The organism is Curtobacterium sp. Csp2 (genome assembly GCF_013347165.1).
In genome coordinates, this window is record NZ_CP054593.1 from 1,886,562 (window position 1) to 1,899,809 (window position 13,248).

At 71.6% G+C, this 13,248-nt stretch carries 13 protein-coding genes; 10 read left to right on the plus strand and 3 right to left on the minus strand.

Features of this window, described 5'->3' with window-relative positions:
* Window positions 1-23: 23 nt before the first annotated feature.
* From nusA to rbfA, 4 genes are all read left to right on the plus strand, one after another.
* Window positions 24-1,019: a transcription termination factor NusA gene (gene nusA, locus HUN59_RS09215; RefSeq protein ID WP_058742891.1), complete on the plus strand. Its 996-nt coding sequence runs from the start codon at window positions 24-26 to the stop codon at window positions 1,017-1,019.
* A gap of 179 nt (window positions 1,020-1,198) precedes the next feature.
* The gene (locus HUN59_RS09220; protein ID WP_174778174.1) at window positions 1,199-1,513 is read left to right on the plus strand and encodes a YlxR family protein; all 315 of its coding nucleotides are present in this window, start codon (window positions 1,199-1,201) and stop codon (window positions 1,511-1,513) included.
* A 75-nt stretch (window positions 1,514-1,588) separates the two neighbouring features.
* A complete protein-coding gene (gene infB / locus HUN59_RS09225; RefSeq protein ID WP_174778175.1) occupies window positions 1,589-4,420 on the plus strand; it encodes a translation initiation factor IF-2 in 2,832 nt (943 codons plus the stop codon).
* Window positions 4,421-4,509: 89 nt separating this feature from the next.
* Window positions 4,510-4,953, plus strand: coding sequence for a 30S ribosome-binding factor RbfA (gene rbfA, locus HUN59_RS09230; protein ID WP_058742112.1), 444 nt, complete (start codon window positions 4,510-4,512; stop codon window positions 4,951-4,953).
* 3 nt (window positions 4,954-4,956) lie between these two features.
* Here the strand turns inward: rbfA and HUN59_RS09235 are convergent, their stop codons facing one another.
* A complete protein-coding gene (locus tag HUN59_RS09235) occupies window positions 4,957-5,856 on the minus strand; it encodes an A/G-specific adenine glycosylase (RefSeq protein ID WP_174778176.1) in 900 nt (299 codons plus the stop codon).
* A gap of 52 nt (window positions 5,857-5,908) precedes the next feature.
* Between HUN59_RS09235 and HUN59_RS09240 the strand changes: the two genes are divergently transcribed.
* The 5 genes from HUN59_RS09240 to HUN59_RS09260 all read left to right on the plus strand — a co-directional run bounded on the left by HUN59_RS09240 (window position 5,909) and on the right by HUN59_RS09260 (window position 9,214).
* Window positions 5,909-6,355 carry a hypothetical protein gene (locus HUN59_RS09240; RefSeq protein ID WP_174778177.1) on the plus strand — a complete coding sequence of 149 codons (447 nt, stop codon included), beginning with the start codon at window positions 5,909-5,911 and terminating at the stop codon, window positions 6,353-6,355.
* 36 nt (window positions 6,356-6,391) lie between these two features.
* Entirely contained in the window at window positions 6,392-7,360 is a 969-nt protein-coding gene (gene truB / locus HUN59_RS09245) for a tRNA pseudouridine(55) synthase TruB (RefSeq protein ID WP_174778178.1), read from the plus strand.
* Window positions 7,357-7,722: a hypothetical protein gene (locus HUN59_RS09250; protein ID WP_058742116.1), complete on the plus strand. Its 366-nt coding sequence runs from the start codon at window positions 7,357-7,359 to the stop codon at window positions 7,720-7,722. The genes truB and HUN59_RS09250 overlap by 4 nt, the downstream gene beginning before the upstream one ends.
* Window positions 7,723-7,802: 80 nt before the next feature.
* Entirely contained in the window at window positions 7,803-8,243 is a 441-nt protein-coding gene (locus tag HUN59_RS09255) for a hypothetical protein (protein WP_058742117.1), read from the plus strand.
* A gap of 8 nt (window positions 8,244-8,251) precedes the next feature.
* Window positions 8,252-9,214, plus strand: coding sequence for a bifunctional riboflavin kinase/FAD synthetase (locus tag HUN59_RS09260; RefSeq protein WP_174778179.1), 963 nt, complete (start codon window positions 8,252-8,254; stop codon window positions 9,212-9,214).
* Between the two features lie 163 nt (window positions 9,215-9,377).
* Here the strand turns inward: HUN59_RS09260 and HUN59_RS09265 are convergent, their stop codons facing one another.
* Both HUN59_RS09265 and HUN59_RS09270 read right to left on the minus strand, forming a co-directional pair.
* Entirely contained in the window at window positions 9,378-10,610 is a 1,233-nt protein-coding gene (locus HUN59_RS09265; RefSeq protein ID WP_174778180.1) for a DUF349 domain-containing protein, read from the minus strand.
* Window positions 10,611-10,721: 111 nt separating this feature from the next.
* A complete protein-coding gene (locus tag HUN59_RS09270; protein ID WP_174778181.1) occupies window positions 10,722-11,537 on the minus strand; it encodes a peptidylprolyl isomerase in 816 nt (271 codons plus the stop codon).
* Window positions 11,538-11,665: 128 nt separating this feature from the next.
* On the opposite strand from HUN59_RS09270, the gene HUN59_RS09275 reads away from it, so the two are divergent.
* Window positions 11,666-13,048 carry a replication-associated recombination protein A gene (locus HUN59_RS09275; RefSeq protein WP_114849981.1) on the plus strand — a complete coding sequence of 461 codons (1,383 nt, stop codon included), beginning with the start codon at window positions 11,666-11,668 and terminating at the stop codon, window positions 13,046-13,048.
* Window positions 13,049-13,248 lie beyond the last annotated feature (200 nt).

The window sequence follows — 13,248 nt, forward strand, 5'->3', positions numbered from 1 at the left end:
CAGCTGAATACGGAGGCACCTCGGTGAAGATCGACCTCGCAGTCCTGCGACTCATGGAGCGCGAACGGGAGATCCCGTTCGACGAACTCGTCCAGATCATCGAATCCGCCATCCTGACGGCGTACCAGAAGCACCGCGCGGAGAACGACGAGCCCGTCGACGCCCAGGCGCGTGTCGAGCTCGACCGCAAGTCCGGCGAGGTCTCGGTGTACGTGCCGGAGCGCGACGAGGAGGGCACCGTCGTCGGCGAGGCCGTCGACCAGCCGAGCGACTTCGGCCGCATCGCCGCCTTCGCCGCGAAGCAGGTCATCAACCAGCGCCTCCGCGACATCGGCGACGACAAGATCCTCGGGCAGTTCCGTGGCAAGGAGGGCGACATCGTCGCGGGCGTGATCCAGCAGGGTCCGAACCCGAAGATGGTGCACGTCGACCTCGGTACGGTCGAGGCGATCCTCCCGCCCGAGGAGCAGGTCCCGGGCGAGGAGTACAAGCACGGCAACCGCATCCGCGTCTACGTCACGAGCGTCGGCCGCGGGGCGAAGGGTCCGCAGATCACGGTCTCGCGCACGCACCCCGGGCTCGTCCGCAAGCTCTTCGCGCTCGAGGTCCCGGAGATCGCCTCCGGCGTCGTCGAGATCACCTCGATCGCCCGCGAGGCCGGGCACCGCACGAAGCTCGCCGTGAAGGCGAACGAGTCCGGCGTGAACGCGAAGGGCGCCTGCATCGGTGAGCTCGGCGCCCGCGTGCGTGCCGTGACGACCGAGCTCGGTGCGGAGAAGATCGACATCGTCGACTACTCGTCCGACCTGGCGTCGTTCGTCGCGAGCGCCCTCTCGCCGGCGAAGGTGACGAGCGCGTTCGTGCTCGACGCCTCGACGAAGGCCGTCCGCGCGCTCGTGCCGGACTACCAGCTGTCGCTCGCGATCGGCAAGGAAGGGCAGAACGCCCGCCTCGCCGCGAAGCTCACCGGCGCACGGATCGACATCCAGCCGGACTCGATCCTGGACGGCGACGAGTAGGGATCGACATCCAGGCAGTGCCGGTCAGGGCTCGATCCTGGACGGCGACGAGTAGGGATCGACATCCAGGCAGTGCCGGTCAGGGCTCGATCCTGGACGGCGACGAGTAGGCGCGTTTTCGCTGGTGGCGTGGCCCGTTCGGGCGCGCCGGATCGCGGTCGTCGGAGGTGAGGAGTAAGGTGGTTCCCGTCAGAACGTGCATCGGCAGTCGTCGCCGTGCTCCCCGGTCCTCCCTCCTCCGTGTCGTCGCCCTGAGCGACGGTCGCGTCGTGGCGGACCCGAAGGCAGTCATGCCGGGCAGGGGAGCGTGGCTCACCCCGACCGTCGAAGCCTACGAACTGGCCGTCAAGCGCCGGGCCTTCCGCCGGGCGCTCCGGCTGGATCGCGAACCCGACACGTCCGCAGTGCTCGACCACCTGCACGGCCTCGCAGCCGAGCAGTCGGGCGGACACCAGGACACGACAGAACAGGCTGAACGGCTTATGGACAACTGATGAGCGGCTCGAAATGAGACCCGTCATCCAGTGAGTCCTGCCCCCTTCGCGGGGTGGGACCCGTGAAGGAGAACAGTGGCAAAACCACGCGTACACGAGATCGCATCCGAACTCGGTGTCGACAGCAAGACCGCAATGGAGAAGCTCAAGGAGCTCGGCGAGTTCGTCAAGGGCCCGAGCTCCAGTGTGGAACCCCCCGTCGCGCGCAAGCTCCGTGCTGCGCTGCAGGCGTCCGGCGCCTCGTCGTCGGCTCCGGCAGCGTCGGCCACGCCGAGCGCGCCCGCCAAGACCGCAGCGCCGAAGTCGAGCGCGCCGAAGCCCGGCGGCCCCCGCCCGGGTCCGGCCCGTCCGGCACCGGCCCCGCAGCCCGAGCCCCAGGCGCAGGCCCCGGCCAGCGACGCCCCGGTGCCCGCTGCACCGAAGTCGGTCGCCCAACGCCAGGCCGAGGCCGAGGCCGCACGCAAGGCCGCAGCCGACGAGAAGGCCGCGAACCAGGCGTCCGGTGGCACGACCGCGCCGAAGGGTGACGCCGTCAAGCCCGGCGGTTCCCCGAAGCCGGGCGCAGCAGCCGGCCCGAAGCCGGGTGGCCCGAAGCCGGGCGCACGTCCCGGCAACAACCCCTACGCGTCGAGCCAGGGCATGGGCTCGCGCCCGCCGCGTCCGGGCAACAACCCGTACTCCTCGAACCAGGGCATGGGACAGCGTCCCGCCGGCGGCGCCGGTGGCGGCAACGGCATCCCGCGTCCGGCACCGCCGCGTCCGGGCGCCCCGCGTCCCGGTGCGCCGCGTCCGGGTGGCCCCGGTCAGGCGAACCGTCCCAACGGCTTCGGGCAGCGCCCGGGCCAGGGTGGCGGCCGTGGTGGCCCCGGCGGTCGTCCGGGTGCCCCGGGTGCCGGCGGCGGCTTCCCGCGTCCGGCGTTCTCCGGCCCGCGTCCCGCCGGTGGCGGTGGCCGTGGTCGTGGCCCCGGTGGTGGGACCGCCGGTGCGTTCGGTCGCGGTGGTGGCAAGAGCCGTGCCCGCAAGTCGAAGCGGACGAAGCGCGCCGAGTACGAGATGCGGCAGGCGCCGTCGCTCGGCGGCGTGCAGGTCCCTCGTGGCGACGGCAACACGGTCGTCCGTCTGCGCCGTGGTGCGAGCATCTCGGACTTCGCGGACAAGATCGACGCGATGCCCGGCAACCTCGTGACGGTGCTGTTCCACCTCGGTGAGATGGCGACCGCCACGGAGTCCCTGGACGAGGCCACGTTCGAGGTCCTCGGCGAGGAGCTCGGCTACAAGATCCAGATCGTCTCGCCCGAGGACGAGGACCGTGAGCTCCTCGAGGGCTTCGACATCGACCTCGATGCCGAGCTCGAGGACGAGGACGACGACGTGCTGCAGCAGCGGCCGCCGGTCGTCACCGTCATGGGCCACGTCGACCACGGCAAGACCCGCCTCCTCGACGCGATCCGCAACTCGAAGGTCGTCGAGGGCGAGGCCGGTGGCATCACCCAGCACATCGGTGCGTACCAGATCACGACCGAGCACGAGGGCATCGACCGCCCGATCACCTTCATCGACACCCCGGGTCACGAGGCGTTCACCGCCATGCGTGCCCGTGGTGCCCAGGTGACGGACATCGCGATCCTCGTGGTCGCGGCGGACGACGGCATCATGCCCCAGACGATCGAGGCACTGAACCACGCGCAGTCGGCCGGTGTGCCGATCGTGGTCGCGGTGAACAAGATCGACAAGGAGGGCGCGAACCCGGCGAAGGTCCGGCAGCAGCTCACCGAGTACAACCTGGTGGCCGAGGAGTACGGCGGTGACGTCATGTTCGTCGACGTGTCGGCGCGCAACAACGTCGGCATCCAGGACCTCCTCGACGCCGTGCTGCTCACCGCCGACGCGGGTCTCGACCTGCGTGCGAACCCCGACAAGGACGCACGCGGTGTCGCGATCGAAGCCCGACTCGACAAGGGTCGCGGTGCGGTCGCCACGGTGCTCATCCAGTCCGGCACGCTCCACGTCGGTGACGCCATCGTGGCGGGTACGGCCTACGGCCGCGTCCGTGCGATGACCGACGAGGACGGCAACGCGGTCACTGCCGCGACGCCGAGCCGCCCGGTCCAGGTGCAGGGTCTGTCGTCGGTGCCGCGCGCCGGTGACACGTTCCTCGTCACCGAAGAAGACCGCACGGCCCGTCAGATCGCCGAGAAGCGTGAAGCCGCCGAGCGCAACGCCCAGCTGGCCAAGGCCCGCAAGCGCATCTCGCTCGAGGACTTCACCCGCGCACTCGAAGAGGGCAAGGTCGACTCGCTCAACCTCATCATCAAGGGTGACGTCTCCGGTGCCGTCGAGGCACTCGAGCAGTCGCTCCTGGACATCGAGGTCGACGACAGCGTCCAGCTCCGGATCCTGCACCGCGGCGTCGGTGCGATCACGGAGTCGGACATCGACCTGGCCACGATCGACAACGCGATCGTCGTCGGCTTCAACGTCCGCCCGGACGTCAAGGCCCGCGAGCGTGCGGCGCGCGAAGGCATCGACGTGCGCTTCTACTCGGTCATCTACAACGCACTCGAGGACATCGAGCAGTCCCTCAAGGGCATGCTCAAGCCCGAGTACGAAGAGGTCCAGTCGGGTGTCGCCGAGATCCGCGAGGTGTTCCGCTCCTCGAAGTTCGGCAACATCGCCGGTGTCATCGTCCGCTCCGGCACGATCACGCGCAACGCCAAGGCGCGCGTCATCCGTGACGGTGTGGTGCTCGCCGACGGACTGGCCATCGAGTCGCTGCGTCGTTTCAAGGACGACGTCACCGAGGTCCGCACGGACTTCGAGGCCGGTATCGGTCTGGGCAAGTACAACGACATCCAGGTCGGTGACGAGATCGAGACCACCGAGCTCGTCGAGAAGCCGCGCGACTGACGCCTGGCTAGTCTGGACCCCGCTCCTCCCTCGGGAGGGGCGGGGTCCACCCGTTCCACCAGAAGAATCCCTGCCCCAGGAGGCACCCAATGGCCGATCCGCAGCGCGCACGCAAGATGGCGGACCGCATCAAGGAAGTCGTCGCTCGTCGACTCGACAAGGGTCTGCGCGACCCGCGTCTCGGCTTCGTCACGATCACCGACGTCCGCGTCACCGGGGACCTGCAGCACGCCTCGGTCTTCTACACCGTCTACGGCTCCGACGAGGAGCGTGCCGACTCCGCCGCGGCGCTCAAGGCCGCGACCGGCATGCTCCGGAGCGAGGTCGGCAAGAACATCACGGCACGGCTCACCCCCTCGCTCGAGTTCATCGCCGACGCCCTGCCGGAGACCTCGGCGCACATGGAGGACCTGCTCGCCCAGGCGCAGATGCGCGACGCGCAGGTGAAGGCGGCCTCGGCCGGTGCGCAGTACGCCGGCGACGCCGACCCGTACAAGCACGACGACGAGGACGAGGACGACGACCGCGCCTGACCCTCACGCACTCGGGAGCGTGTACCCGCCCGCATCGTCCCCGACGGCCAGCCCGTCGCGGAGGAGCGAGGCGAGGGCACGCTCCCGCTGTGCGTCGTCCGGCCAGACCAGGCCGATCTCGGAACGGAGCACGGGGACGTCGCTCGACCGCAGCTCGGCCATGATCAGGCCGCGCACCTGCCGGTCGCTCCCGGCGAAGCGCGCCTGCTTCGGTGGTCGCGGTCCGTCGTGCTCCGGGTACCCCGCGGCGCGCCAGGCGCACCGGTCGGCGATCGGGCAGGCGTCGCACGCGGGGGAGCGGGCGACGCAGACCAGCGCCCCGAGCTCCATCGCGGCCGCGTTCGTCGCCGCCGCCAGGTCGCGTTCCTCGGGCAGCACGGACGCCATCAGCGGCAGGTCCTGCTTCGCCTTCGCCGGTCCCGGCTCGCCCTGCCCGAGCAGCGCGCGGGCGAGGACCCGCCGGACGTTCACGTCGACGACTGGGTGGCGGTCGCCGTACGCGAACACCGCGACGGCACGCGCGGTGTAGTCACCGATCCCCGGCAGCGCGAGCAGGGCGTCGACGTCCCGCGGCACGACGTTGTCGTGCTGTTCCGCGATGGCGGTCGCCGCCGCGTGCAGCGCGAGCGCGCGACGCGGGTAGCCGAGCCGGTCCCAGGCACGCACCGCGTCCGCCGGGGGCGACGCCGCGAGGTCCGCAGGCGTCGGCCACCGGGTGAGCCACGCCTCCAGTCGGGGGACGACGCGCGCGACCTGCGTCTGCTGCAGCATGACCTCGCTGACAAGCGTGCCCCACGCCGGGAAGCCGGGGCGGCGCCACGGCAGGTCACGCGCCTCGGCGCGGAACCAGGCGACCAGCGGGGTCGCGAGGTCGGGTCGGGTCGCGTCCGACGGTTCGTCCACAGGAGGACGGGAGGCTCCGCTCGCGTTCACCACGACAGCCTACGGTGGGTGCATGGCACGCTGGGCACCGCAGGAGACCGACACGTACGCCGCGATCGCAGGCGAGGTGATCGCGCAGGTGGGGACGAACCGCGCCGTGATCGGGGTCGACGGGCAGGACGGCACCGACCTCGAGCGCGTCGCCGCCGGCCTGGTCGCCGGCTTCGAGCAGCACGGTGTCCCCGCGATGGCGGCCGCCGCTCCCTCGGACGACGTCGACCGGCTCCGGGCGGACCTCGTGACGCCGTTCCGCACGACGGGCGCCGGCGCCGGTGTCCTGGTCGTGCACGGGCACGGCCTGCTGGCGCCGGGGGTGCGTGGGCTGTGGCGCTGGTCGCTGTGGGTCGAGCGCGAGGACGGGCGGCTCGAGCGCCGCGCGGACGTCAAGCTCGCCGCCTCCGCGATCCTGGACGCGACCGACCCCGAGCACCCGCGGCGCAACTGGAACGACGCCTGCTGAGCGCCGGCCGCGCAGCGCCGCTGGTACCCTCGTCCGGTGCTCGCTTCCGCGCCTGACGGCATCCTCCTCGTCGACAAGCCGCAGGGCATCTCGAGCCACCGCGTCGTCTCGATCGCCCGCCGCCGCCTCGGCCTGAAGAAGATCGGGCACGCCGGGACGCTCGACCCGATGGCGACCGGCCTGCTCATCCTGGGCGCCGGCCCCTCCACGCGTCTGCTGACGCACCTGGTCGGCCTCGGCAAGACCTACACGGCGACCATCCGGCTCGGCGTCTCGACGGACTCGGACGACGCCGACGGCACCCCGACCGCCGCACCGGGCGTCCTCGGCGCCGACGTCGGCGAGGCCGCGGTCGACCGCGCCGTGGCGGGGCAGCGTGGCACGATCGACCAGGTGCCCTCCACCGTGAGCGCGATCAAGGTCGACGGGCGTCGCGCCTACGACCTCGCGCGGAAGGGCGAGGAGGTCGTCCTGCGCTCCCGCACCGTCACGGTGTCCCGCTTCGACGTGACCGCGCGCACCGAGCACACGGTCCGCGTGGACGGCGCCGACGTCGCCGTGGTCGACCTCGACGTCGTCGTCGACTGCTCGTCGGGAACGTACGTCCGCGCCCTCGCCCGGGACGTCGGGGCCGCGCTCGGCACCGGCGGCCACCTCACCGCGCTCCGTCGGACGGCAGTGGGTCCGTTCGACGTCGCCGACGCGGTCGACCTCGAGGACGACGACGTGGACGTCCTCGGCGCGCTCGCCCGGCCGGCGGACGTCGCGCGGCGGCTCTTCCCGAGCGTGTCGCTCGAACCGCAGGCGGCGAAGGACCTGACGGACGGCAAACGGGTCGCCGCCGACCACCCGGACGACGACGGCCCCGTTGCGGCGGTCGCGACGGCGGACGACCGGCTCGTCGGACTCGTGTCGGTCCGGCGCGGGCGACTCCGCGTCATCACGAACTTCCCCGCGCCGGCGTCCGCCGCTGCGGACGCCGACCGGAGCGGAGCCGACGCGTGATCGAGTGGTTCATGTGGGTGCAGCTCGTGCTCGCGGTCGTCGTGGGGATCTTCACGGTCGTCGTCGGGTTCGTCGGGTGGAAGCCGAACGACTACACGGTCGGAGCGCTCGCCCTCATCGAGGTGCTGCTGCTCGCCCAGGGGGTCGTGTCGCTCGTGCTGCCGGCCGTCGGGTCGCCGCCGCAGGGCAACGGCCTCGAGTTCGGCGTGTACGCGGTGTCGGTGCTGCTCGTCCCGCCGGCGGCCATCGTCTGGGCGCTCATCGACCGCACCCGCTGGAGCACGGTCGTCCTCGGCGCCGGTGCGTTCACCGTCGCGGTGATGGTCTACCGGATGTACCAGATCTGGTTCGCGCTGAACTGACCAGCGCCGACCGGGTGCTCGGGGCGGACAGCGGCCCGGGCTGGCATCGGGTGTCCCAGGGCGTCGGTAGACTCGGTGCCGTGGCGACCAGATCCTCCCTCGCGACCGGTGTCGGCCGTGTCCTCATCGCCGTCTACGGCATCCTCGCCCTCGCCGCGACGGGACGCAGCGTCGTGCAGATCATCGAGAAGTTCTCGCACGCGCCGTTCGCCTACACGCTCAGCGCGGTGGCGGCGGTCGTGTACATCGTCGCGATGATCGCCCTCATCGCCCCCGGCCGGGTCTGGTACCGGGTCGCCTGCGTGACGATCGGCTTCGAGATGGCCGGCGTGCTGATCGTCGGCACGCTGTCCCTGGTCGACCGACAGCTCTTCCCGGACGACACCGTCTGGTCGTACTACGGCCTCGGCTACGTCTTCGCGCCGCTCGTGCTGCCGATCGCCGGGCTCTGGTGGCTCCGCAAGCACCACCGCACGGCTGCCGCCGAGCCCGCCCGCAGCACCGTCGCGGCCGGCGAGTAGGGGCCCGCGTGCAGTTCTACGACGACCCTGCCGACGTCGCCTCGGGCTTCGGACCGAGCGCGGTGACGATCGGCAAGTTCGACGGCGTGCACGTCGGCCACCGCGCCGTGATCGCGCACCTCGAGCGTGCCGCACGCGAACAGGGGCTCGTGTCGACCGTCGTCACCTTCGACCGGCACCCGCTCAGCGTCATCGACCCGAGCCGGGTCCCGCCGGCCCTCACGAGCACTGCGCAGCGCCGTGAGCTCCTGGAGTCCGTCGGGGTCGACGCGACCCTGCTGCTCCGCTTCGACGAGCACCTGCAGACGCAGGCGCCGGAGTCGTTCGTGTCCGACGTGCTCGTCGACACGCTGCACGCCCGGCTCGTCTTCGTCGGCAGCGACTTCCGCTTCGGTGCCCGCGGTGCCGGCGACGTCGCCCTGCTGCGGACGCTGGGGGAGCGGCACGGTTTCACGGTCGAGCTCATCGACGACGTGGACCTGCGGGACGACGTCCGCGAGTCGGACGAGCGCCGCGTGTCCTCCACGTGGATCCGCGAGCTCCTGGGTGAGGGCCGGGTGGCCGAGGCCGCGCGACTGCTCGGGCGAGAGCACGCCGTCCGCAGCACCGTCGTGCACGGCAACCAGCGCGGCCGTGCGATGGGCTACCCGACCGCGAACCTCGACCCGGCGTGCGAGGGCTTCGTGCCCGCCGACGGGGTGTACGCCGCTCGGGTCCTGCACCGCGGCACGGTCTACCCCGCGGCTGTCTCGGTCGGCAACAACCCGACCTTCGAGGGCGTGCCCGCGAAGCAGATCGAGGCGCACCTGCTCGACGTCGACATCGACCTGTACGGCGAGACGATCTCGGTCCTGTTCGTGTCCTACGTCCGGGGCATGGTGGCGTTCTCCTCGATGGACGAGCTCGCTGCCCAGATGCGGCAGGACGACCTCGACATCCGACTGTTGCTCGGCATGCCCGCTCCCGTCTGACCCGGACCGAGCGTCGCCCGATCGACGGTCACCCGATCGACGATCACCTGATCGACGGTCCTCCGGACGACGAAGGCCCCCGCACACGCGGGGGCATTCGTCTTGGACCGGGTGGTCAACCGCTCGGAGCTTCGACCACTCGGATGGTCAACCGCTCAGATCTTCAACCACCGAGCGCGTCGAGCCAGATCTTGCGGGCGTCGAGGGCTTCCTGCGCGTCCTTGATCTTCCGGGCGTTCCCGGAGGCCTGCGCCTCGGCGAGCTCGGCCTCGAGCTTGCCGATCGCGTCCTCGAGCTGGCTCGCGAGCCCGGTCTGACGGGCCTTGCGCTCCGGGTCCGACGCCTTCCAGTGCTGGTCCTCGAGGCTCCGCACATGGTCCTCGACCGCGCGCAGTCGGTCCTCGATGCGGCGGACGTCCCCGCGGGGGACCTTGCCGATCTCGTCCCAGCGGCGCTGGATGTCGGTGAGCGAGCGGCGCGCGGCGACGCGGTCGTGCTGCTGCAGGAGCGGCTCGGCCTCGGTCAGGAGCTCCTGCTTCGCGACGAGGTTGGCGGAGTACTCCTCGTTCTCCACCGCAGCCTCGGCGTGGCGCTGCTCGAACAGCACGTCACCGGCGGCCTTGAACCGCGCCCAGAGCGCGTCGTCGTGGCGCTTGCCCGCCCGACCGGCGCGCTTCCACTCGTCCAGGAGTTCGCGGTAGGCGGGGATCCCGTCCGAGCCGCGCGAGGCGAGTGCCTCGGCCTGCTGCACGAGCTCCTGCTTGCGGCCCCGTGCGTCGCGGTGCTGCGCGTCGAGCTCGGAGTAGAACGCGCGGCGGTGCTGGTCGACCGTCGAGCGGGCGGCACGGAACCGCTTCCAGAGCTCGTTCGCCTCGTTCTTGGGCAGACGGGGACCGTCGTGCTGGTGCTGCTGCCACCGGGCGAACACGTCGTCCAGCTGTGCGGTGATCTGCTTCCACTGCGCACGCGCCGGATCGACGGCCGCGAGCTGCTCGGCTTCCTCGACCAGGGCGGTCCGGTGCGCGAGTGCGTCCGTCAGGGCCCGCTGCGCCTGCGCCTGCTGCTCCTTGGTCAGCGAACCGACCTGCTCGGAGAGCTTCGCGACGCGGTCCTCGAGGGACTTCAGGTCGCCGACGACCCGGGCCTCGGCCACCTGGGCGCGGAGGTGCTCCACCGTGCGGGCGACGTCGTTCGCCGAGGCACCGCGCTGGGTGCGCTGCTCCGCGATCTTCACCTGCCCCTCGAGGTCGGCGTACTTCCGCGCGAAGTACGCGAGCGCCTCGTCCGGGGTGGCGTCGGGGTACTCGCCGACCGCCTTCTCGGTGTCCTCGTACCGGACGTACACCGTCCCGTTCTCGTCGACCCGGCCCCAGGTCGTTGCTTCGTCAGGTCCCACAGGTCTCGCCTCGATCGTGGTCGTGCATCACCGACGTCACCGTCGGCACGGTCAGGTCGTCAGCCTATTGCACGGGAGGCCTCCGCGACCCGCGTCCGTGCGACCTGTGGACTACTGCTGTTCGGCGATGGTGGCGCCGGTGATCGTCGTCGCGACCTTCGGCTCGCCCGTGCCGTCGCTCCCGGGGGAGGCGATGCCCTTCGAGGTGATCTGGGACTGGAGCCGGTCGAGGCCGCTCGTCACCTTGCCCACCACGGTGTAGCCGCCCGTCGAGCCGTCGAGGGTCGTGTCGCCGTAGACGATGAAGAACTGCGTGGTCTGCGACGTCGGCGAGGACCCACGGGCGATCGCGATCGTGCCGGCGGGGTACTCCCCGTCGCTCGGCACGTTCTCGAGTGGCCCGTACTGGAACCCGGCGTCACCCGTCCCGTCGCCGTTCGCGGAGCCGCACTGCAGGAACTTGAAGTCGGCGCTGTCGGCGAGCCGGTGGCACGTCGTTCCCTCGTAGAACTGCTTCCGGATGAGGTCGATCTCGACGCTCGCGGCCTGCGGGGCGGCCTTGCCGTCGAGCTCGATGCCGAGCTCGACGTCCTTGTTCAGGGTCAGCGTGCCGGTCCAGGTCTTCCCGCCGGCGATGGACTTGCTCGGCACGTCTCCGGTGTCGCCCGCGGCACTGGCGGACGGGGTCGCCGTGGCGGTGGCCGACGTGCTCGCGCTGGCGCCGGCCTTCCCGGAGCCCTGCGTGCCCGCGTGGACGAGCTGAGACCCGGTCGCGAGCGCGGCGACCAGGACGAGCACCACCGCACCGACCGTGTTGTCCCGCACCCGGCGCCGGCGCTGCCGGTCGTGCAGCCCCTGACGGGCCTGGTACAGACGGAGCCGCTCGCGCGCCTCGCGGTTGTCGCGCGACTGGTTCTTCGGTGCCACGGTGCTGATCGGACCTCTCGTCGAGTGTGCCGCCGAGCGTAGCGGACGGCGCGGTGCGCCCGGCCTGGAGGCACGCCCACGTCGGTGGGTCGGCCTACGATCGATGCATGGCAGCGGATCGATCGGGCATGCGTGCGCCCACCACCGGCGGTCGCGCCGGCCTGGCACAGGGCTCGGTGCCGCTCGCCGTCCGGATGCGCCCCACCAGCCTCGACGAGGTGGCCGGGCAGCAGCACCTGCTCGGTCGGGGCAGCCCACTCGTGCAGCTCGCGACGGGCACGCGCGAGAACCCGGGTGGGGTCTCGGTGATCCTCTGGGGGCCGCCCGGTACCGGCAAGACCACCCTCGCGCAGGCGATCGCGCGGCAGTCCGGTCGCGAGTTCGTCGAGCTCTCCGCGGTCACCGCCGGGGTCAAGGACGTGCGCGAGGTCATGGAGAAGGCCCTGACCCACCGCGACCTGTACGGCTCGACCACCGTGCTGTTCCTCGACGAGATCCACCGCTTCAGCAAGGCGCAGCAGGACGCCCTGCTGCCCGGCGTCGAGAACGGCTGGGTGATCCTCATCGCGGCGACGACCGAGAACCCGTCGTTCTCCGTCATCTCGCCGCTGCTGTCCCGGTCGCTGCTCCTGACGCTCAAGCCCCTCACGGACGCCGACCTCGGCATGCTCGTCGACCGCGCGGTCGAGGACCCACGGGGGCTCGGCGGGTCGGTCGTGCTCGGTGACGACGCCCGTGCGGCCATCGTGCGGCTGTCCTCCGGCGATGCCCGGCGCGCTCTGACCGCGCTCGAGGCCGCGGCGTCCTCGGCCATCGCGGCCGCTGCCGACCCCGAGGACGACGACGACGCGCCGCTCGACGGCGTCGACACCGTCCCGGTCGTCGACGCGGACACCGTGGCGGCCGCGGTGGACCGGGCGCTGCTCCGCTACGACCGCCAGGGCGACGAGCACTACGACGTCATCAGCGCCTTCATCAAGTCGGTGCGGGGGAGCGACGTCGACGCCGCGCTCCACTACCTGGCCCGCATGATCGAGGCGGGCGAGGACCCGCGGTTCATCGCGCGGCGCATCATCATCTCCGCGTCCGAGGACATCGGCATGGCGGACCCGCAGGCACTGCCCATCGCGGTCGCCGCGGCGCAGGCCGTCCAGCTCATCGGCATGCCCGAGGGCCGGATCCCCCTGGCCGAGGCGGTCGTGTACCTGGCCACCGCTCCGAAGTCGAACGCGTCCTACAACGGCGTGAACGCGGCGATCGCCGACGTCAAGGCCGGGCGGATGGGCGTCGTGCCGATGCACCTCCGTGACGCGCACTACCCCGGGGCGAAGCGGCTCGGGCACGGCAAGGGCTACGTCTACTCGCACGACGCCGAGCACGGGGTGGCCCGACAGCAGTACCTGCCCGACGTCCTCGACGGCACCGAGTACTACACGCCGACCGGCAACGGGTACGAGCGCGAGGTCGGTCCGCGCCTCGAGCGGCTCCGGAAGATCACCCGCGGCGAGTAGTGCTGGCACCGCGGGTCGAGATGCTGCTAGCATTGCCGGGCCTACGTCCTGGTCCTCGCGTGCGGCTGCGCCGAGGACAGAGTCCCGCTCCGGCGGTACGGGGACAGAGGTTCGGACTGTAGCCGTCCGATCCCACAGGCTCATCCCTCTGGATCCCGTCGTCGGGACCGAACACGCCCGCGTGCTTGCAGTGCCCCCGG